Origin of the sequence: Vibrio sp. Vb0598 (assembly GCF_033338935.1) — a bacterium.
GTDB lineage: Bacteria > Pseudomonadota > Gammaproteobacteria > Enterobacterales > Vibrionaceae > Vibrio > Vibrio alginolyticus.
The window spans coordinates 99885-121874 of the sequence record NZ_JAWOTP010000007.1; the positions used below are offsets into that span (position 1 = coordinate 99885).

Below are 21990 nucleotides of genomic sequence, written 5' to 3' on the forward strand. Positions count from 1 at the left end.
AAATCCGAGTGCGAACACTCGGATTTTTAAGAACTAAAATCAATGGGAAACTACAGCAGCTTTTACTCTTCAGAGCTCGGTGCCGCTGGTTTTTTCTTAGGGATGAAGACATCATCACCTACAGATACGTTTTTGTAGAAGCTCTTGTCACGCTTAGCTGGTTTTTTCGCCGATTTTTTCGCTTGAGGGCGAGCTTTCTTTGCAGTCGCTTTCTTATTGCGGAAATCTGGTTTAGGTGGCTTAAGGCCTTTAAACTTACCTTTCAAATCTTCAAACACTGAAAACTCAAGATCTTGTTGTAGGTATGCTTCTACACGTTTAAAGCTATCCCAGTCTTTTGGACCAACAAGAGAGATTGCATCCCCTTTATTTCCAGCACGACCAGTACGACCAACTCGGTGTACGTATTCTTCGGTATGCTTTGGCATATCGAAGTTGATGACGTGTGTCACAGTTGCAATATCCAAACCGCGGGAAGCAACATCAGTCGTTACAAGGATCTTAAATACTGCGCGCTCAAACTGACTCATAATGGTGTTACGTTGAGTCTGGTTCAAGTTACCACTTAGTGCTACAGCCTTCAGTTTCTTTTCGTTCAGCTTTTCTGTTAGTCGCTCAGTATCATCACGCGTTGCCGTAAAGATAATAACTTGACGGTATTCAGCCTCAGAAAGAACACGATCTAAAATTGCCTCTTTATGATCTAGGTGATCACACAAGTAAAATTTTTGCGTGATATCTTTATGTTCTTCGTTAGAAACGCCGATAGCAATTCGCTTTGGCGCATTGAGCATTTCAGCCGCGATTTCATTGACGTCTGCATGATCTAATGTCGCAGAGAACATCAACGTTTGACGACGACGATGCTTGGCTGCTTTATGAATGCGACGAAGCTCTGGTGCAAAGCCCAAATCCAACATACGGTCTGCTTCGTCAAGAATCAGCGTTTCCAAACCATCCAGATAAAGCGAACGATGATCTAAGTGATCAGCCAAACGTCCTGGTGTCGCCACGATAAATTTCGGGTAACGACGCAGAGCTTTTACCTGATCGTTAAAGTTCTCACCACCCAAAATCAGTGCTGCTTCATAAGATAGGCCAGCTAGCATAGAACGAAGCTCACCATATACTTGTTTCGCTAGCTCACGAGTAGGAGCAAGGATAACCGCGCGAGGGTCTTTCGCAGAAAACGATTTTGTCTTTAAAGACTTATGAAGCATTGGCAATACAAACGCCAAAGTCTTGCCCGAACCTGTTTTCGAAGATGCCAATAGATCCTTGCCTGCAATCGCAACAGGAATCGCCTGCTGCTGAATGTCAGTCGCTTTTTTAAAATCGTAGTGTTTTAGGTTCTTCAACAATCGGTTGTCTAGGCCTAGATCTTTAAATTGCAAAGTATTCTCCAATAAATCAGTCAGCGTCTGAGCGCTCTGTAGTGTCGTTTCCGCTCTAACGCAGCAAAAAAATAAAGCTCGGTATAATACCGCAAATCATAGGAGTATAGATAGAGATCACACAAACTAATTCCCTGTGGTGAAGGTAAAACATCATTTGTGGCTCAGTTCAGAGTAAAGCCTAGCCTTTTTGATATGCATCTGGACGTGAAGTTTAGTGAAAGGCCTTTCAGATATGTCTTCTATTCTTCAACAAAACGACGTAAATAGCAGTTATTTGAGCCAATAAACTTTCATTTGTGTCAATATCGTCTAAATTATTGATATCAGGAACGTGGCAAATACACCTGCTATGAAAACTGTTGTGAGAGCGAGGGAGAAGATAGACTATTCACCTTTGTTAAGCTCAGGTAAAAGTTGACGTCAGGTACTCCATGAAATTCTTGGGTTTTTTTGACTTTTGCTACATCATGTACTGATAAAATGTAACCACATTTAACCTCGCTACTGTATAAAATAATAGTTGGTGGCGAGACTTTCACTATAAGCAAGGAGTTCTTATATGAACAAAACGTTGATCGCAGCTGCAGCAACTTCAGTACTTCTACTAGCCGGTTGTGCTTCTTCTGATGACGCAGCAACAGCAAATGCAGCAAAATTAGACGAACTAAGCAACCAAGTTAGCCAACTAAGCCAAGACGTACAAGCTCTTCAATCTGACGTTCAAAAATCAGGCGCAGCAGCAATGGCTGCTCAAGAAGAAGCTGAGCGTGCTAACGAGCGTATCGATAACATCGCTCAGTCTTACACTAAGTAAGATTTGATACCGCGTCTTAACGCCCGTTAAGGCGCGGTTATTTCGACAGGAACCCCATTCTGTGCAGCGATTGCTGCTTTAGCCTTTACGTTTTTCATACCGAATTCATCCAGCCACCACTTTAACTCTTTCGGCACTTTGAGTTCATCTTTCTCGCCATTACTACGAGTCAAAGGCTCATGTGCTTCTAAGAACACACTTCTGTCAGGTTCAAGTGTCATTTTGATAGGCTGATTAATGATGTTAACGTCTTCGCCGTTACGAACCTTGTCAAATAACCACTCAATGTCACTTGGGTCCATACGAATACAACCCGCGCTGACTCGCATACCAATCCCAAAGTCCTTGTTGGTACCATGAATTAGGTATTCGCCATTCCCGTAAGCTAAACGCAATGCAAACATACCAAGTGGATTATCAGGCCCCGCAGGAACAACGGCTGGTAGATCAATGCCCTTTGCTTTGTACTCGGCACGAATAGAGGCTGGAGGAGTCCATGTAGGGTTCGGTCGTTTTTGGCTGATACGCGTTGTCATTACTGGGGTATCGCGCCCTATTCGGCCAATTCCGACAGGAAATACATGGACAATATCTTCTCCTTTCGGAAAGTAATACAAGCGCAGCTCGGCTAGATTAATAACGATACCTTTATAAGGTACGTCTGGGAGGATTAGCTGTGTCGGAATAGTAAGAACATGCCCCTCTTCTGGTAAGAAGGGATCCACGCCTTTGTTTGCGGCCATTAAACCTAGCATACCCACATCGTAGAGCTTAGCGATATTTGCCATGGTTTCGCCCTCTTGCACGACGTGGTTTTCAAGGCGACCAATTAAACGGCTTCCATCCTCTGGTAATTCGTACATCTTAGCGAATGATAGACCACTCACTAAAGATAACGACACAGATAGCAGGGTACGTTTTGCGAAACTCATTGATCGCTTTTTGCTAAGCATTTCACTCTATTCCTTGGCACTTTTAAAGAGCTGTAAGGTTATCTCTCTTTCTGTCTTGTGATCAACCATCGGCTTGTGATATTCCAGTAAAGAAAAGCCCTCCCAAGTCCAAGGTTTATGGATGTATTTGTTCGGTACACTTTTGATTTCTGGTACCCAGTGGCGCACAAATTCACCATTAGCATCGAACTTTTCGCCTTGGCTTATCGGGTTAAAAATACGAAAGTATGGCTGCCCGTCACAGCCCGTAGAAGCAGACCATTGCCAGCCACCATTGTTCGCTGCAAAATCGCCGTCCACCAGCTTACTCATGAAGTACGCTTCTCCCCATCGCCAATCAATATGTAAGTCCTTGGTAAGAAAGCTCGCGACAATCATACGTAATCGATTGTGCATCCAACCTGTTTGATTGAGCTGACGCATTGCTGCATCAACGATTGGGTATCCTGTTGTTCCTGTCTTCCATCGCTCAAAGGCTTTCTCATCATAGGACCACTGGATTTTATCCTCCCAATCGATAAATCCTTTGCCTTTGACGAGTTTTGGTTCGAAAACCAATAGGTGCTGATAAAACTCACGCCAAATGATCTCACTTAACCAAGTTGCTTTCCCTTCTGTAAGGTCATTTTGTTGATTTTCAGCATACAAACGAGCAATACACTGCCTTGGTGATAGCGCGCCAATCGCAAGGTATGGAGACAGTTGGCTAGTGCCATCAATAGCTGGAAAGTCTCGCTCGCTTTGATACGCGTCACTGCGCTCCCGTGCAAATTCCCTAAGCTGCTTCAAAATATCATTAGTCGAAGCCAGCCAGTCTTCACTGGATTCTCGAGGATAGCTAAATGTGAAGCTTGAATTAAATCGAGCCGACTCTAATTGTTCGAGTACCTTTTTATTTAGTGGCGCTTGCTCGTGAGGTTTTACTACCGTCGGCATATGGAACTGCGTTAACCAAGCACGCTTGAATGGCGTAAACACCTTAAAATATTCGCCTTGCTTATTAAGAACCGTCGTTGGCGCGTGCACACATTTGTCATGAAACAGTTCAAATTCGATATCGTGAGAAGCTAACGCTTCACTTACTTGTGTATCGAGCTCTCGTTCGTTCACCTCATAGTGAATGTTTGCCATGACAGACGTGGCTTCAAGTGTTTCCGCCCACCCACTAATCACATCTGTACAATCGGAAAACGACGGTACCTCTTTGTACAAAAAGGGAATATTAAGGCTTTCAAGCTCCTCGTTAAGACAAGCTAAGCGACGAGCAATGAGGTCTGCCTGCATCGGCGCCATGTGATGCTCCCGCCACTGCTCTGGCGTCGCGATAAAGCAAGCGACGACAGGCTGACCTGAATCCAATGCCGCTTTGAGTGCCGTGTGGTCTAACGTACGTAAGTCACGTCGAAACCATACTAAAATCATGGTAGCTCCTATCTTTTGTCTACTAAGTTAGGTGTAATTTCTCTATCACTTCAGAGCACCCCATCCGATCACCTAACTGTGCGTGAAGCATTTTGATGGACGCTACTTGTTTAGCAGCTAGCGCTTTGTTGGAGAAAAGGTAGATAAACGAACCATTTTCAACGACCTCGTGATCTAGTAGACCAGAAACATCATCAACCTTATCGATCAAAGTCGTGTGATACCCTTGTTCGCAAAGCTTCGCTGCTTGAATCCAACTCTCAGACTCTCTGTTTTGTTCAAAGCTAATGAGCAGACACTTTCCTTTGGAAGCGGCTTTGTTTTCAGAATCGATAACAAGGGCAAGTCGAGTGATCAAACAAGTCTGAAATAACCCTACTTGTAAAGATCGCAGCGATCCTTTCACCATGTCTAGCGCATCAAATACTGGGCTAATAAACTGATCAATAACGAGTTTTAGTGGATACTCTTTAAGAACAGAGGCAAGTAAACTCTCTGCTTTTCCTCGATTCAGGGTAGACAGCGCAAGCAGCATGTTTTCAACTTCTTCGAGTGTGCGAACCTCGTTTTTGACTTCGACATCGGCGCTTTTTCCTAGCAGCCCCTTCACTTTACCAATCGAAATCCCCTTCGCGAGCCAGCTCTGGACTTCGCGAATCGTATCGAGATCTTGCTGGCGATAAAGTCTGTGTCCTTTTTCAGTTCGCTGAGGTTGGATCAAGTTGTATCTTCGTTGCCAAGCTCTCAGCGTAACTGGTTTTACACCCGTGATTTCTGCGACATCTCGGATCGCGTATAGTTTTTCTTCTGAACTACAAACCATAGCGTAATCTCATCTCCTGCGGATACGGTTCTAAAAACTTCTGTTTTGCTAAATACTCGTCTGGGTAAGTATTTAAGTAATGCTTAATCAATGTAAGTGGTGCTAGCAGAGGCAGCATTCCGATACGGTAGTCTTGAATCACTGTCGCTAACTCTTCTTTTTCTTCTTTAGTTAGTGAGCGTTTGAAGTACCCTTGTAAATGCATCAACACATTTGTGTTGTTTTTGCGGCTAGCCCGATTCGTTAACGCCTTCATAAGTCCTAAACGATACTCTTGGTAAAAGTCTTCAATTTCATAATTAGCGACATCAGCGACTAAGCGGCCAAGGGAGCGGTATGACTCTGGGTGGTGTGCCATTAACGTCAGTTTGTAGCGCGAATGAAAGTCGATGATTTTGCCACGAGTAGGCTCACCATCCATCGAGCCGTAAAAGTCATTTAGACAAAATACTCGAGTAATAAAATTTTCTTTCAATACAGGGTCGTTAAGCCTGCCATCCTCTTCAACAGGCAACCAAGGCATTTTTTGCATCAATGTTTGTGTATACAAGCCAACACCTTCTTTCGCAGCACTGTTCTTGCTGTAAACCTTGACTCGCTCCATGCCACAAGTTGGTGACTTGGCACAAACGATGTAACCACAAAGCTGCTCGCTTTGAAGTTCATCTACTTTATTGGCCGAGTAAGTGAGCATATTGTCGGTATGATCATTTTCTGGATTTTTGGTTTCAACCAATGCAACACGCTCTTCATTAGAAACAAGACGAATGGTTGGACGGGGTACTGGCATACCTACGCCGACTTCAGGGCATACCGAAATAAAGTCAAAATACGGGCTAAGCTCTTTAGTCACAAAGTTGCTCACCTTATGACCAGAGTCAAAACGCACTCGTTCACCCAAAACACACGAACTGATACCTACTTTGATCGAAGATTCCATGATGACGCATCCCTATACAAAAAGTTTTGTTGTATAACTTATAGCAAGCCTTTCCAGATTGTACAAGAAAATAAGTTGTACAATTTAATCGTTTTACTTCACTCGAAAGTATTTCGATCAACCAGCTGTCAGAAAAAAGTTTGGCCCAAAAACAAAGAATTTGTGCGCGCAATCGACAAACTGCTCAAAAGCAAATCGATTGCTCTTTTGATTTCAACAGATTTGGTTATCAATAGTAGTTACAGTTTCTAAATGCGTGGTTTTTGTGACTAAGCTCTCAAGGGGCCACTGTACGTCCCGATATTATTGCCTCAACGAAAACGAACAAGTTCAACAGAATTGGTAATAGCGTTCTATAATAGAGGCGTTTTATCAAAACAAAACTTTGGAGAGCACTTATGGCAACCCCACACATTAACGCACAACCAGGTGATTTCGCTGAAACAGTTCTAATGCCAGGCGACCCGTTGCGCGCTAAATACATCGCTGAAACGTTCCTAGAAGATGTGAAACAAGTTTGTGACGTTCGCAACATGTTCGGCTTTACTGGCACTTACAAAGGCAAAAAAGTTTCTGTAATGGGCCACGGCATGGGTATCCCGTCTTGCTGTATCTACGTACACGAGCTAATCGCTGAATACGGCGTGAAAAACGTTATCCGTGTGGGTAGCTGTGGTGCAGTACGTGACGACGTGAAACTAATGGACGTTGTTATCGGTATGGGTGCTTCTACAGACTCTAAAGTTAACCGTATCCGTTTCAACAACCACGATTTCGCAGCAATCGCTGATTACGGTCTTCTAGAAGAAGCAGTTAACCAAGCGCGCGCTCAGGAAGTGCCTGTAAAAGTAGGTAACGTATTCTCTGCTGACCTGTTCTACACACCAGAAGCAGACATCTTCGAGAAGATGGAAAAACTAGGCATCCTAGGTGTAGACATGGAAGCGGCTGGTATCTACGGCGTAGCAGCTGACCTAGGCGCGAAAGCACTGACTATCCTGACAGTTTCTGACCACATCATCCGTGGTGAAAAACTAAGCTCAGAAGAGCGTCAGAAGTCGTTCAACGACATGATGAAAGTTGCACTAGAAACTGCAATCAACATCTAAGAGCAAATAGTAAGTAATAATTTGCAGCCAGAGTTATGCTGGCTGCCCGAATTATCCCGAGGGGGCGATTGTGTCTAACGGCGAACTGCCAAAAGACGCAGATGGGTTACAACTCAACTTTTGTAAAACATTGGCGTGTGACAACTTTGGATTGAGTGATGCAAAGCGTTACGTTCTGCAACATGCGAACCCTAAGCGTCCGGCGATGGTATGCCGTGAATGTGGAGCTTTCCCCCCCTTACTTAATAATCGCGATGTCGTGAACGAACTTCATCGCCTGCGGCACGTCCACAGTGACGGGTTGCCTGCTTGCCGTAATGATGATTGCGACAACTTTGGACTTTCTGTCCACACTCACAAACACCTCTATCACGCTTTCGGTTACAGTGGCGATCGCCAACGTTACCGCTGTAAAGTGTGTCAAAGTACCTTTGTCGACAAGTGGTCTGGTGCCAACAAGAAGCTTCAATTTCAAGAGAACTTGATGGGTTTATTGTTTACGGGATATTCCGTACGAGAAATCTGCCGCAAGCTTAGTATTAACCCAAAAACCTTTTACGATCATGTTGACCATATAGCTAGCCGCTGCCGCCGCAAGCTGGCAACCATTGATGCGCGCTGGGTAAACCACGCAACGCATTATGAATTGGCCTCAAACTATATTGCATTGCAACCGAACAGCAATAATGGTGTGTATTGGATTGTTTCTGGCGAAGCGCATTCTGGCTATATTCTTTGCCAGCACGTCAATTATTCCGCTGATGAAGAGCCAATCGCAACTCTCGATCATAATCCTTACGATGAGGTGTCTCGTTTTGTTTCCCAGGAGTACGTAGCGGAAGCAAGTGAGCCGCTTGCGGAACCTTCTCATCACCTCAGAGAGCGAATTGACCAAAAATACCAAACAATTTTGGCTCGCGGTAACGTAGAAGACCCTCTTGGTAATCTATCTGTATTTCATTACCCTTCAAAAGGGGCATTAGTCCGTCCGCCATACACCTCGTATGCACACTATTTGCACGTACTTGATATGTGCTGCCCAAACAAACGTGTATCTCTATACATGCCTCAAGATCCCCTACTACGTTCAGCTGCATTGAGCGTTTGTTTACCTCGTATTAAAGAGAAAAGTGTCGACTTGATGTATGTAGAAGAGGACGCTAGTTGGGACATGAGCACTCCCTTTGGCAAAGTCGATATCGCCTATATGAGTTGGTGGCGCGATCGTTGGGCAATCTCTAGTCAAAACGAAAACCACAAAGGCATTTGCTACCTCGCTGGCGATCAAAATGAGCCTGAAAAATGGTTTAACGTTGCGACAACTCGTCATGTGAAGTTTTATCAAAACCGCTTTCAGATTCTTTTCGAAAGCTTCATTAACGAGCCACGTCGCAAATTACGACCTGCTGGTATTTTACCTCTTTTAGATATATTCAGAGCTTGGCATAATTTGTGCTATCAGGATAAACAAGGTCTTACCGCTGCACAAAGGTTGGAAGTCTCTGATGCACCTTTGACAATCAAACAGCTCCTATCGTAGCTATTCTATTGGTAATTTAGATGTAGTAATTAGGGGTTGTAACGGTATACATTACGGCCCCTGATCGTTTACCAAAACGTTATCCGCATCGCTTTGGTAAAGAAACATGCATCTAACCACTTAATATTAGGTGTGATTTCCAGTTCGATAGTCATGGATGTGAACGTTGGATAAAAACCAAATTCAGCTAGAAGATGATCTCACTAAGCTTAAAGGCCAAATAAAATCGGCCCCTAAACATACCTTTAATATTGCGCAGCAATATCGTATCCGCGCGGAACAAATTTTATTTGTGGACGGAGAGATCAAAGCCTTACTCATCATGGCGCAATGCTGTTGGTGCCTAATGGATTACCGACAAGGCTTAAAACTCGTCAAAGACGCTTACAGCAAACAAACACAGCTTGAAACCGACGATCATCTCCCGGAAATTCTCCATCTTTTTGCACTCCAATATTGGGGCCAAGCAAAGTATTATTCCGCGCAACAATATTGGATTAATGCGCTCGAACAATCTGCTCTTGTTGATGATGTTGAAATTCAAATCGAATCTCTAATTGGGCTTGGTAATGTATGGCGCATCACTAATGAACACCAACTTGCCGCTTCAACTCATGAGTTAGCCGTTAAAGTGGCAAACAATGTTCGTATTGCTTGGTTAGAAGGCAAAGCGCGCATCCTATTAGCTTGGGACTATTACTTACTAAATAAGTTTGTCGAGATGCTTACGGTACTAGATGGAGCAACCGAAGTATTAAAAGATCATGATGACAGTACGTGGCAAGCCGAGATCTGGGACTTTAAAGGGTTAGCACTGCTTGGACTAGAACGCCTTGATGCGGCCGAAGAAGCCACCCAAAAAGCCCACCAGCTTGCCATTGAGCATGACCTCGTTTGGATGAAAGCACACTCTTTTATTAGCCGAGCAAGACTTGAGCTTTTGCGCCAAAATACAGACAGCGCTGCCAAGTTGCTACTTGCAGCAGAAGAATCTGCACTCAGTTTCGACCACGGTGAGCTACTCAGCCAAATTTGCTTCCAACAATCACGAGTCGCTGAAGAACAAGGTGACTTTGAGTCTGCGTTTAACGCGTTCAAGAAATACCGTAAGCACGCACTCAAAATGCTCAAAGAACAAACTCATCGAATCAGCATGGATAAAGCAAGAGGCTCTAAACGCCAACTAGAGCAGCGAGCACGTAAGCTGATCAATCATATTCGCTCTCAACACGAATACGACCCTGAAAAACAGTTCTCTAATGTCGTTTCTGAGACCTACTGGTGGGAACAGTTAGTTTTGTTTAAAACGGAGCTCAAACGCTCTAACCACGCCATCATTATGATTCAGCATTCAAACCCCGAAGTTCTCGATGTTTGTACCGAGCTCGTTCATGCATTGACAACCTCCAGCGACCTCATCTCGAGAATTTCCAGTAACAGGCTAGCAATGTTAATTGCAGAAAAAGGTCAAGCAGCAGAAGAGGTCTACCGCACTGTCCAAGCGATGTTAGACATCTATCCATGGAAGCGACGCGGAATCAAAGGCCCTAAACCGATACTGTATTTGCAAGATATCCTGACCTTCCCATTCACGTTAGAACAGCTCGAAGAAAGTTATATTGAGGTAATGAAGAATGGAACAACTGCTTAGCAAGGTGACTGACGCAGGTATCGATCCTTCTTCCGTTTCAGGTGAAGAAGCGATTACGCTATGGGAACACATAGGGTTACATATTGCGTCAACAAACCGAGAGAAAGCGCATTGCTATATCATTAGCGCCGAGTATCGAAGAAAGATCAAACAGCTCAACGACAGCATTAGTGAATTGAAACAAGCGCTTGAGTTGCTTGTTTTACCAGAGGATGTAGAAGATATTCTTTCAGTGAAAGCAAGCTTGAGTGAGCGTTTAGTTGAAGTAGGTGACTACAATGCGGCATTAACCGAGTATGTTGCTTCAACCAATATCGCCGTCGAGTACGGCTATATTGATGAGTACGTATTGGCCATTATTGGAATGGGTAATTTGTGCGATGCCTATGGGGATCACCAACGTGCATTACGTTATTATCAAAAAATAGATGCTATCGATCACGCTATTGGCAGTCGATCCCTACGCCTTCGTTACAAGCTGTACATGCTTGCATGTTATATCAGCTTAAACCGTACCGCAGACGCCAAAGAACTATTGAGTGAATGTGAAGAACTGAGCATTCTCGTCAGTGATAAAAACCTCGCCGCACAAATTCACCTCTACCGAGCCAAATTACATCGTCTGCAAGAAGACTACCCCAATGCGTTGCTGGCTATTTCGAATGTTCAGTATACAACGGGTAGTGCCACGACATACTGGTTATCCACGATGGTCAAAATTGAGACTGCGTATTGTCTAAACGGTGTAGGGCACACTTCTTTAGCTAATTTAACGTTGGACTCCATCAGTAAAAGGATTCAAAAGCAGCTATCTCCTATCGTTACTCAGCATTTTTATAACGCGATGAGTCAAGTTTACGCCTCTCAAGGGTTGTATCAAGAAGCATTAAATTGTGAAAAAAAAGCGCATAGAATCGAATCTGATCTTGTAAAACATATTCCGATCGGTGAGTTAGGGTCTGCTCAACTACGCCGACTTTCACGCTTTGAGTTACAACTCAAACTCATTTTGTCAGAGCTAGAAAACAAAGAACTAAAAGAAACCACCAAGCAGCATAAAAATACTGTTGCTCAGCTACAGCAGGACGTCTTTACCGATCCACTTACGTCTTTACACAACCGACGCTGGTTAGAAGTTAAACTAAAAGATCTACTTCTGCACGATACTGCATTTGCATTGATGGTCATCGATATCGATCACTTCAAATCCATCAATGACGAACTAAGCCACTTGGTTGGCGACAAAGCGATCAAAAGTGTGTCACAGGAACTGGCGTCCTACTTCAGATTTAAAGGCGCATCGTGCGTACGATTTGGTGGTGAAGAGTTCCTCGTGATCCTTGAGAATACCCAACTGGAACGCGCAGAAATGCATGCCGAGAATTATCGTGAACGGATTTATCAATATGGTTGGGACGATATTCTTGGTGAACGGGGGCTGACCGTATCCATAGGGATTACCTTGCATCGAGAAGGCGAGAATACTCAGCGAACTTTTTATCGTGCAGACAAAGCTCTTTATCGCGCCAAAGCCAATGGCAGAAACCAAGTCTGTACCGAACTTTAAACCATGCCCCGGTTGACACCTGGGGCTTTAGTATACTTTTTACTTATCCTTCCTATATCACTTCACTGCTTGTTTAAATAAGTACTCAGCAACACCTTAGCTGCCAATAAACATCAGTGGATACTTACATCGCATAAACATAATTCCTACATAAAAACCGCTTGATTCATCTGTAGTTAAGACAAATACTTAAATTGTTAATTTACGTAGATTTTCCATTTCGCAATACGCACAGGTAGGTAAGATGTTTCTAGACTATTTTGCACTTGGGTTACTCATCTTCGTTGCTTTAGTGATCTTTTACGGAATCATTGTCATCCATGATATTCCATATGAAATCGCCAAAGAGAGAGAGCACCCGCACCAAGACGCAATTCACTACGCTGGCTGGGTCAGCCTTTTCACTTTGCATGCGCTGTGGCCATTTTTATGGATCTGGGCAACATTATGGCGCAAGGAACGCGGCTGGGGTTTTAAACAACTAGAACAAGAAACACACGACATTCATCACCGCCTTGAAGAACTCATCGATGAAGTCAACGAACTCAAAAACCAAGTATCGATGTTGAAACAACAAAAGATTCAGCAAAAGCCTTTGCCTGAACAAAGTAAAGAGGACGAATAATGGACTTATTGCTGATTCTGACTTACGCAGCTCTTTGTATTGCCATTTTTAAAATTTTCAATATTCCTCTAAACAAATGGACCGTTCCAACCGCCGTACTTGGCGGCGTAGTGTTAGTGGGCACACTCGTGCTGCTTATGAACTACAACCACCCATTTACTCAATTGGGTAACCAAGTGTTCCCGACTACGCCTATCGTCTCTGGCGTGCGTGGCCGCGTGGTGGAAGTGCCAGTCCAGGCCAACCAACCGCTCAAAACGGGCGATATTCTTTTCAAAATCGATCCTGTCCCTTTTGAAGCAGAAGTTGCTCGCCTGGAAGCGAAAGTTAAAGAAGCAAGCCAAGGTGCGTTGGGCTTAGAGTCTGATCTAAGAGAGGCAGAAGCTGCTGTATTGAAAGCACAAGCGGACAGAGATAAAGCACAAAGGGAATTTAGCCGATATCAAAGGGGCTTTGATCGTGGCGCGTTTACTGAACAAGATTTGGATACTCGACGCCAAGCGTATAAAGCGGCAGAAGCCATGTTAGACGTTGCGATTTTGCAACAAGAACAAGCTCAAATCGCTCTGGACTCTGAAATCGGAGGCGAAAATACCCAAGTCGCGCAACTTCTTGCCGAGCTGCGTAAAGCAGAGTTTAACCTAGAGCAAACCGTCGTTCGTGCGCCAACCGATGGTTACGTTACGCAATTGGCTTTACGTCCTGGTGTTATGGCTGTGCCGTTGCCACTTGCCCCGGCAATGACCTTCGTACATACCGAAGACATTACGTACACCGCGGCATTCAGACAAAACTCATTACAACGCTTGAAGCCAGGCTTTGAAGCAGAATTTATGTTCCGCGCTATCCCGGGCAAAGTGTTCCGTGGCGAAGTCATTGACGTGATTCCAGCCATTGGTGAAAGCCAAATTCAAGCGCGAGGCGCTCTGCTCGGGACTGATGCCTTGCGCACGAGCGGACGTGTGTTTGCGAAGCTGAAAATTACCGACGACTTGAGTGGATACCACCTGCCAATGGGTACTGCGGTTGAAGTTGCAGTTTATTCAGACAGCTTTACTCACGTATCAGTGATGCGCAAAGTGCTTATTCGTATGAAGAGCTGGCAGAACTATTTATACCTCGACCATTAATGAACATATAGCGCCTTCATTTATTGGTAAAAATAACATCAAACCGTGTAATCAGGGGCTGACGATCAGCCCCTGATTCATTCTAGCCATCCAGATAGATAGCATTCCCACTTTTATTAATATTCTGTATAATGCGCGCCTTATTTTTAATGCTTGCTAAAACCAAAGCCAGTCAAAGGGATGCGTGAATCAAATCACACATTTCCTGAAGAAAAATAGAGCAAACAATAAGCAGCTTGGTTGTTTTGAATATATGTTACACAATCAAATAACTAACGCTTTCCAACAATATAAATGAACGTTCTTTAAAATCGACTATTGAACTGAGGTTATCTATGAATCTTTCCGCTAAAACTGTTGTGGTTATTGCAATCGGTGCTGCTCTTTACGGTATCGGCGGCTTACCTATGTTTGGCATCCCTGTATTTGCAAACACAACGCTAAAACCAGCCATGGCAGTATTAGCATTGTTCTCAGTACTATTTGGACCACTTGTTGGCTTCTTGGTTGGTTTTATTGGGCACTGGGTTACTGACCTATTTGCTGGTTGGGGCGTATGGCTCACTTGGGTACTTGGTTCAGGTATTGTTGGTTTGATTATCGGTCTATTCCCTTCTCTAACGCGCTACCGTTTAGAGAAAGGCGATTTCAATATGAAAGACTTCGCGTTATTCGTGGTACTTGCACTATTAGGCAACGTATTTGGTTACGGTTGCTCTGCATTCCTCGACACGATTTTATACGCAGAACCGTTCACTAAAGTGTTTACCCAGCTTTCTATTATCGCGATCGGTAACACCATTCTTATTGCTATTGTTGGCTTCTTCATTCTTAAATCTGTCGCTAAACGTAACAAGCAAAGCCGTAACTTAACAGAGGCTTAATGTCGAATGACAATCGAATTTTCTAACTTCTCTTTTAGATATGAGTCGCTGGACAAACCGACGCTAAAAAATATCAATCTAAGGATAGAGAAAGGAGAGAAAATCGTCATTATCGGTCCAAGTGGTAGTGGTAAATCTACTCTTGGGCAATGTCTTAACGGACTGATCCCACACGCAATCAAAGGGGAAACCAGTGGAACATTGACCATCAATGGTCAAGACACCGCCCCTTTCGACATGCACCAATACACTGAGCAAGTTGGCACCGTACTCCAAGATACGGACAGCCAATTTGTCGGTTTGAGCATTGGCGAAGACATTGCATTTGCGCTGGAAAACCAGCTAACTTCAAATATCGACATGTACCCATTGGTCAAAGCCACGGCCAAAATGGTCGACTTGGAACAGATGCTAGAACGCTCACCCCACGATTTATCAGGCGGCCAGAAACAGCGTGTTTCTTTGGCGGGCATTCTCGTCGATGACGTAGATATCCTTTTGTTTGATGAACCACTAGCTGCGCTTGACCCTAAAACGGGTAAAAAAACCATCGAGATCATCGATGATCTACACCGCGAAACGGGCAAAACCATCGTAATCATTGAGCATCGTCTTGAAGACGTTCTGCATTGCTCAGTTGACCGTATTATCTTGATGGAAAACGGCAAAATCATTGCCGATACAACGCCAGATGAAATTTTAGCGTCGCCTCTGCTAGAAGATTACGGCATCCGCGAACCGCTTTATATTTCAGCACTGAAAGAAGCAGGCTGCGCGATTGAGGGCGATGCAAAACCTTCTAGCTTAACTACCTTACCGTTGGAGCAATATAAACCGGCAGTACAAGCATGGTTTGATGGTTCAACAGCACAACCGCCCAAAACGCCAGCCGAGACTTTGCTTGAAGTCCGTGGCCTCACCTATTCTTACGACGGTGAGAAAAATGCGTTAGAAGACGTGAGTTTTGACATCAAGCGTGGCGAGTTTGTCTCTGTACTTGGCAAAAATGGCTCGGGTAAATCGACCATCACCAAACTGATTATGGGCGTTATTGAAGCGGATAGCGGCTCAATGAGCATGAATGGTCAAGATCTTAACGAACTGACCATCTTCGAGCGTAGCCAGAAAGTGGGTGTGGTGATGCAAAACCCGAATCACATGATTTCCCATCACATGATTTTCGACGAAGTGGCCTTCGGCCTCCGTAATCGTGGCGTTGAAGAGAAACAAATAGACGCTAAAGTACTTGAAGTCCTAGAGCTGTGCGGTTTGAGCAAATACCGTCACTGGCCAATCGAAGCATTGAGTTATGGCCAGAAAAAGCGCGTAACCATTGCGTCAATTTTGGTCTTGGAACCAGAGCTTCTGATCCTTGATGAACCGACGGCAGGTCAGGACTATCGAAACTACACGTCTATGCTGAGTTTCATCGAAAAGCTCAATCGCGAGTTGGGCGTAACCGTAATGATCATCTCTCATGACATGCATTTAGTGTTGGAATACACCTCGCGCTCTATCGTGATTGCAGACAGTACATTAGTCGCGGATGCACCAATGACGCAGGTATTCAGCAGTCCAGAGCTACTAGACCAAGCAAACCTCACTACCACAAGTTTGTTTGAGTTGGCTACGAAAGTTGGTATCGAGGACACCAATGGCTTTATGCAGCATTTTATCAATGTAGAAAAAGCGCACCGCCAACAAAAAAGCGACGAAGTAAACCAACCAGAGAAAGCAGTGGCATGAAAGACAACAAAATGAAGTTTGGTATCAACTACATCGATACCCAATCGCCACTTCATAAGTTGAATGGCATTACTAAGTTCTTGCTTTTCATTGCTTGGGTAACGGTGGTATTGACCACATTTGACTTGCGAATCATCGCGCTGTTGATCGTGCTTGGTTTAGGCTTATTGAAAATGACCAAAGTGCCCTTTCATGTCTACAAACCGCTGTTATTCGGTACAGGCACGGTATTACTGATCAATGCCCTGTTTATGTTCGCGTTAGCACCGCAACAAGGTACTGAGTTCATGGGTTCATCAACGGTTTTACTCTCGTTACCCGGTAATTACTCGCTCACTCAAGAGACGTTGTTTTACCTAGTAACAGTGACGTTGAAATACTTCAGCATGTTTCCAATCGCGTTGGTGTTTGTATTTACCACTCACCCGACGGAGTTTTCAGCCAGCTTGAACCGCTTGGGTGTACCTTACAAAATCGCCTATGCCGTAAGCTTAACGCTGCGCTACTTGCCGGAAGTGAAAAAGGACTTTGTTAACATCATGCACGCGCAACAAGCACGCGGAGTAGAACTGAGCAAGAAGGCTCCGTTGTTCACTCGTATGAAGAACGTCGCGAAGATTCTTGGTCCTCTGATTTTCTCTAGTTTGGACAGAGCCGATCAAATCTCAAACGCGATGACGCTACGTGGTTTTGGCCGCCACTCCTCTCGCACTTGGTACAGCTTAAAACCACTGACCAAAGCCGATATGATCTGCATGGCGGTAATTGCGGTGATAGTGATTGCTGCGATCAGCAAGCGTGTGATGGACACACAACTGTTCTGGTATCCGTTTTAAATTCTGAAGCTTCAAACTGAACATAACGTGGTTAGTGTTGTGACCACGTTATCTTCCGTCTTTCCCCTCGATAACTCGCCTGTTGGCTTCTTGCTTGCAAGTATTCAAAAGAAGCGGTAATTTCAGCGGCTCGCTGATGTGCCAGAAAGTTGCTTATTCAAACGACCAACATGAACTAAACTCATCAGTTTTATCAGGGGCTTAATGATCAACTGCGCACTGCCTACAATGAAAAGCCAAGTACCACTTTCAATCAACGAATCATTCAAAAAGAAAAAGCTACCAATTAAAAACCAAATAGCAATGAGTAGGTCGTTTGCAGCTCCTAACGCCTCATAGCGGCGCTGAATAACGATGTGACGGCTTCCTAGATCTAAATCCAACTCTCTGCCATGTATCTGCACTGTATAGATCCCCTCTTATTGTTTCGCGTCAGTTATGCCCAAGTTATTTCGAAATACTTAGTTCTAAACCCTAACGGACGTGGCATGCATTGACAACCATTGGGGGGATTATCTATTTGCAATCAAAAGAAAAGGGCGCATAAGCACCCTTTTCAGCGAGTCTAATTACAGGTATTCACTTCAATGGCTAGATAGTGAGTGCCAACTTAACTCCACTTCAACAAGCGAGTTTCATTGCCTTCTTCCGGCTTGGCTGGAATATTGAGTGACAACAGCAAGCTCACTGCTGCCATACCAGCGCCGATGTAAAATACGCTCGCAGGTGAAACAAGCCAAATGACACCAAACGTAACAGGTATTACAACTGCAGCAATATGGTTAATCGTAAACGCAACGCCTGCGGTCGACGCCATATCGGCAGGATCGGCAATTTTCTGGAAGTAGGTTTTAATCGCAAGCGCTAACGCGAAAAATAAATGATCGACAACATACAATGCTGCCGCCCACTCTGCCGTTTGCACCAAACCGTACCCGACGAACACGAAGATCAAACCGACGTATTCAAACATCAACGCTTTGCGCTCACCAACAACGCCGATAAAACGGCCTATTCGCTTCGCAAACAAGAAGTTAAAGACATAGTTAATCAGGAACAGCAACGTAATATCTGCGGCGGAGTAACCAAACTTTTCTACCATCAAGAAACCAGCGAACACCGTAAAAATTTGACGGCGTGCTCCACTCATAAACGTAAGCGCATAGTATAACCAGTAACGTTTACGCAGGATGAGCTTCTTGTTCTGAGGCACTTTTGTCTTAAATTGTGGGAAGGCAAATGCCATCACCAAAATGAGCACAAAACCTAAACCACCAGCCATTAAATAGACCGTTTTAAAATCAAGTTTGAGCTGTTCGAGCGAAACCCAAATGGCGCCGTAGGTAAACAGAGAAGCCAAAGCTCCAACAGAAATAAACTTACCCAGCATTTCTGGCGCTTCTTCTTTAGATAGCCATTGTAAAGACAAAGACTGCTTGAGTGTTTCAAAGTAATGGAAGCCGGTGGACATTAACAAGGTTGTAAAAAGTAGACCGTACAAAGTGGGAAAATAACCTGTTAATGCCGTACCAAGCGTAAGCATCGCCAAAGAGACGAGCATAAAGCGTTGCTCTCGGATAAACAGCAATACAAACACGGCGGTAAAGGCCAAAAAACCCGGAATTTCGCGCACACTTTGCAATAAGCCTATGTCTGCACCATCAAAGTTTGCTTTCTCGATAACAAAGTTGTTCAACAACGCCATCCAGGTAGAAAAAGCAATGGGCACGATAATGGAAATTAACAGGAGGAAATTTTGCGGCGTTCTCCAGCCGTGCGATGAGGTAGTCATGATGTTTCCTTTAAATATGAAGGCATCATCATAGCTTTAAATGTAACAAATTCGCAATATCATTATTATTTTAAGCCCAGAGCAAGCAGATATGGCTGAGGAATATTGTTATGAAGATAAACATCGCGCTTAACTCCTTGGCTAAGCGCGATGTTCAAGTATCAAGAGAAATAAAGCATGAGTAAATGTGCTCAGTGGCTTAATCAATGACTTTTACTGATAGGCGATTTTTAAATTCAAACACATGTTCTGGACATACATCCAAACAACGACCACAGCTAATGCAGTTTTGATCCATAACTCGACGATCTCCCTCTTTCAAAGGCTGCCGAAGCACTTCTGGTTCTGGGCAAACGTAAAAGCAATCCATGCATTTGGTGCAATCTTCGCGCCGAACAGCAGTAACGCGCAACAGGCTTTTTCGGCCTATCACGCCATAGGTAGCCCCCAGTGGACATAAGTGCCCACACCACCCATGCTCAACCAAGAGTAAATCCAACACAAACACTAGGGCGATCAACACCCAACCTGCGCCCATACCAAACACCAACCCGCGATGCAGTGCCGCCACTGGATCTAACCATGTCCAAAGAATTGCGCCAGACAGCGCACTGCCCAACATCAAAACAGGGATCAGCCAATAACGAATCACGGGAGACCAACGATAGCTCGCTTTAATGTTGAGCTTTCGACGCAACCACGCCGCCAAGTCTGTCACGATGTTCAACGGGCACACCCAAGCACAAAATGCGCGCGGCGCCAAAATCGCGTAAAACACCACGACAATCACTACGCCTAACAACGCATTAAACTCCGGAACATGCCCTGTCGCCAAAGCTTGAAGCACAATTAACGGGTCACTTAACGGCACGGTATCGAGCAACATACTTGATGACAGATTACCAGTTAGAATTCCCAGCGTCGGCCCAGCCATAAATAGCGCAATGATGGTGAACTGACATAGCCGACGTAAAATCAAAAACCGATGCGCGCGCCACCAACCAAGCTTTTCAAGCGCTTCTTTGCCAGCATTTTGAGCTAAATTCTTTGCCATTACTTACCTCCTTTTAGCGATTCAAGCGCACCTTCCGGCACAGGCGTCTCACTAGGGAGGATATTTTCGAGTGGTTTGTCGATCTCTTTCCAACCAAAATTGTAGTGGCTGCCCACTTTGCCTTTCGCCAAATCCGTCGGGACAACTTTAATAGCAGCGACATCCAACACGCACGCTTGTTCACACTTACCACATCCGGTACACACTTCGGAATTCACTGTAGGGATAAGTTTGGCGTGATAGCCGGTTCGGTCGTTGTGAACCATCTCTAACGTGATGGCTTCATCAATCAGCGGACAAACGCGATAACAAACATCGCATCGTAACCCTTGCCAGTTAAGGCAAGTTTCATGGTCAATAAGAACCGCTGTACCCATTCGAGCATCATCAATATCGGTTAGTTTCGGATCCAGCGCCCCACTCGGGCAAGCCACCACACAAGGAATGTCTTCGCACATTTCGCAGGGAATATCGCGCGCAGTAAAGTAAGGAGAGCCAGTCGCGACGGGAGAAAGTAGTGTCGCGAGTTTCAATGTGTCGTAAGGGCATGCCTGAACACACAAGCCACATCGAATACAAGCTGATTCGAAATCGCCTTCCGGCAATGCACCTGGCGGACGAATAGGCACACCTTTGGTTTCTCGAGCTTGGCTTTGTAGCGATTGTAAGCCCAATACACACGCAGCTGCGCCAACACCAGCCGCAGTCCGAGCTGTATCACGCAAAAATCGGCGCCGACTTTGCGATATTTTAGACTGAGAGGATTTCATGCTATTTCCTCAACAAAACTCCCTTATCAAGTTAAGCATAAATAGCCCTAAACGTGTCGTTTCCCTATACCTCATAGGAGGTAACCCCATCCTCTATTGATTCAAGTCAACTGACGCACAGTGCCGTCGTCACAGTTTGACTAAATGCGTTTATTTACTGCGACATGAAATTCACCACGATACTCTGCAGTACGCGCCATTCTCAGTACAATAATTCAACACCTTTGCAATCTATTCGCTCAATTCGATGATAAATCACTACTAAAAATTCAAAAAATGACATCATAACAAGCTAATTTAAAAGGTATTTATCCATTAAACATAAAAAAACACTATCCAAATAAGAAAACTGTGGTTAGATTAAAAATTAAAACTAAAAAGCGAAGGAGAGAGGCATGGAAATTATCGTACGTCCAACGACCGTCGAAGACGCAGCGGCACTCGTAGAAATCTATTCACAACCAAAAGCACAACGTGAAACCCTGCAACTCCCAAAGCCTTCGCTCACGATGTGGGTGGAAAGATTGTCAAACATACCTGATGGTGTTTATAGCTATGTCGCTGAAATTGATGGTAAAGTCGTCGGTAATATTGGCTTTCACCACTCTCTACGTCCAAGAACGATGCACACGGCATCGTTTGGCATTGGAGTACATGATAGTTTCCACGGACTCGGTATTGGTAGCAAATTGATAGAAACAGTCACTGAACTAGCAGATAACTGGTTAAATGTGAGAAGAATTCAGATAGAGGTCAATGCCGATAACGACGCCGCCATTGGGCTTTATAAAAAGCATGGATTTCAAATTGAAGGTGAAGCGATTGACGGTTCCTTCCGTGATGGTGAATTCATCAATACCTATTACATGGCGCGCATCAGACCAGGCCAAAGATAAGACAAAGCCTCCTACTAATTGGAGGCTTTTCTTTTTAAACT

Annotated in this window: 20 protein-coding genes; 11 read left to right on the forward strand and 9 right to left on the reverse strand. The window is 44.4% G+C overall.

Annotation, left to right across the window (positions count from 1 at the left end):
- Positions 1 to 62 precede the first annotated feature (62 nt).
- Positions 63 to 1406: a DEAD/DEAH box helicase gene (locus R7Q38_RS09620; protein ID WP_005383932.1), complete on the reverse strand. Its 1344-nt coding sequence runs from the start codon at positions 1404 to 1406 to the stop codon at positions 63 to 65.
- Positions 1407 to 1956: 550 nt separating this feature from the next.
- On the opposite strand from R7Q38_RS09620, the gene R7Q38_RS09625 reads away from it, so the two are divergent.
- Positions 1957 to 2211 (forward strand): Lpp/OprI family alanine-zipper lipoprotein, encoded by a 255-nt coding sequence (locus R7Q38_RS09625; protein WP_005375145.1) that lies wholly within the window; start codon positions 1957 to 1959, stop codon positions 2209 to 2211.
- A gap of 26 nt (positions 2212 to 2237) precedes the next feature.
- On the opposite strand, the gene R7Q38_RS09630 is transcribed toward R7Q38_RS09625, so the two are convergent.
- The 4 genes from R7Q38_RS09630 to R7Q38_RS09645 are packed head-to-tail and all read right to left on the reverse strand — an operon-like array spanning position 2238 to position 6349.
- A complete protein-coding gene (locus tag R7Q38_RS09630) occupies positions 2238 to 3164 on the reverse strand; it encodes a L,D-transpeptidase family protein (RefSeq protein ID WP_005383933.1) in 927 nt (308 codons plus the stop codon).
- Positions 3165 to 3170: 6 nt separating this feature from the next.
- A complete protein-coding gene (phrB, locus tag R7Q38_RS09635; RefSeq protein WP_005383934.1) occupies positions 3171 to 4586 on the reverse strand; it encodes a deoxyribodipyrimidine photo-lyase in 1416 nt (471 codons plus the stop codon).
- 22 nt (positions 4587 to 4608) lie between these two features.
- Positions 4609 to 5409, reverse strand: a complete 801-nt coding sequence (locus R7Q38_RS09640; protein ID WP_033906723.1) for a MerR family transcriptional regulator — start codon at positions 5407 to 5409, stop codon at positions 4609 to 4611.
- Positions 5399 to 6349: a YbgA family protein gene (locus tag R7Q38_RS09645; RefSeq protein WP_213875898.1), complete on the reverse strand. Its 951-nt coding sequence runs from the start codon at positions 6347 to 6349 to the stop codon at positions 5399 to 5401. Before R7Q38_RS09645 ends, R7Q38_RS09640 begins: the two co-directional genes overlap by 11 nt.
- 398 nt (positions 6350 to 6747) lie before the next feature.
- Here R7Q38_RS09645 and deoD point away from each other — a divergent pair, with 398 nt between their 5' ends.
- From deoD to R7Q38_RS09690, 9 genes are all read left to right on the forward strand, one after another.
- A complete protein-coding gene (gene deoD, locus R7Q38_RS09650) occupies positions 6748 to 7458 on the forward strand; it encodes a purine-nucleoside phosphorylase (RefSeq protein ID WP_005375140.1) in 711 nt (236 codons plus the stop codon).
- Between the two features lie 70 nt (positions 7459 to 7528).
- Positions 7529 to 8998 (forward strand): hypothetical protein, encoded by a 1470-nt coding sequence (locus R7Q38_RS09655; protein ID WP_005383936.1) that lies wholly within the window; start codon positions 7529 to 7531, stop codon positions 8996 to 8998.
- A gap of 166 nt (positions 8999 to 9164) precedes the next feature.
- Positions 9165 to 10649: a hypothetical protein gene (locus R7Q38_RS09660; protein ID WP_005375137.1), complete on the forward strand. Its 1485-nt coding sequence runs from the start codon at positions 9165 to 9167 to the stop codon at positions 10647 to 10649.
- Positions 10633 to 12216 (forward strand): GGDEF domain-containing protein, encoded by a 1584-nt coding sequence (locus R7Q38_RS09665; RefSeq protein WP_318114205.1) that lies wholly within the window; start codon positions 10633 to 10635, stop codon positions 12214 to 12216. The genes R7Q38_RS09660 and R7Q38_RS09665 overlap by 17 nt, the downstream gene beginning before the upstream one ends.
- A 244-nt stretch (positions 12217 to 12460) precedes the next feature.
- Positions 12461 to 12841: a DUF3302 domain-containing protein gene (locus tag R7Q38_RS09670; protein ID WP_064376388.1), complete on the forward strand. Its 381-nt coding sequence runs from the start codon at positions 12461 to 12463 to the stop codon at positions 12839 to 12841.
- On the forward strand, positions 12841 to 13971 hold the full coding sequence (locus tag R7Q38_RS09675) for an HlyD family secretion protein (protein ID WP_005375134.1): 1131 nt from the start codon (positions 12841 to 12843) through the stop codon (positions 13969 to 13971). The genes R7Q38_RS09670 and R7Q38_RS09675 overlap by 1 nt, the downstream gene beginning before the upstream one ends.
- A gap of 335 nt (positions 13972 to 14306) precedes the next feature.
- A complete protein-coding gene (locus R7Q38_RS09680) occupies positions 14307 to 14855 on the forward strand; it encodes an ECF-type riboflavin transporter substrate-binding protein (RefSeq protein WP_005375133.1) in 549 nt (182 codons plus the stop codon).
- Between the two features lie 6 nt (positions 14856 to 14861).
- The gene (locus R7Q38_RS09685; protein ID WP_239938498.1) at positions 14862 to 16601 is read left to right on the forward strand and encodes an ABC transporter ATP-binding protein; all 1740 of its coding nucleotides are present in this window, start codon (positions 14862 to 14864) and stop codon (positions 16599 to 16601) included.
- On the forward strand, positions 16598 to 17437 hold the full coding sequence (locus R7Q38_RS09690) for an energy-coupling factor transporter transmembrane component T family protein (RefSeq protein WP_213970651.1): 840 nt from the start codon (positions 16598 to 16600) through the stop codon (positions 17435 to 17437). Before R7Q38_RS09685 ends, R7Q38_RS09690 begins: the two co-directional genes overlap by 4 nt.
- Before the next feature lie 122 nt (positions 17438 to 17559).
- Here R7Q38_RS09690 and R7Q38_RS09695 read toward each other — a convergent pair whose 3' ends face one another.
- The 4 genes from R7Q38_RS09695 to napG form a co-directional block, all read right to left on the reverse strand.
- Positions 17560 to 17841 carry a YrhK family protein gene (locus R7Q38_RS09695; RefSeq protein WP_025768568.1) on the reverse strand — a complete coding sequence of 94 codons (282 nt, stop codon included), beginning with the start codon at positions 17839 to 17841 and terminating at the stop codon, positions 17560 to 17562.
- A gap of 206 nt (positions 17842 to 18047) precedes the next feature.
- Positions 18048 to 19229, reverse strand: coding sequence for an MFS transporter (locus R7Q38_RS09700; RefSeq protein ID WP_005375129.1), 1182 nt, complete (start codon positions 19227 to 19229; stop codon positions 18048 to 18050).
- Positions 19230 to 19428: 199 nt separating this feature from the next.
- Positions 19429 to 20283, reverse strand: coding sequence for a quinol dehydrogenase ferredoxin subunit NapH (napH, locus tag R7Q38_RS09705; RefSeq protein ID WP_017635480.1), 855 nt, complete (start codon positions 20281 to 20283; stop codon positions 19429 to 19431).
- Complete coding sequence (gene napG, locus R7Q38_RS09710) at positions 20283 to 21053, reverse strand: ferredoxin-type protein NapG (protein ID WP_005383947.1); 771 nt, start codon at positions 21051 to 21053, stop codon at positions 20283 to 20285. The genes napH and napG overlap by 1 nt, the downstream gene beginning before the upstream one ends.
- A 395-nt stretch (positions 21054 to 21448) precedes the next feature.
- Between napG and R7Q38_RS09715 the strand changes: the two genes are divergently transcribed.
- Positions 21449 to 21949: a GNAT family N-acetyltransferase gene (locus tag R7Q38_RS09715; RefSeq protein WP_005375126.1), complete on the forward strand. Its 501-nt coding sequence runs from the start codon at positions 21449 to 21451 to the stop codon at positions 21947 to 21949.
- Positions 21950 to 21990 lie beyond the last annotated feature (41 nt).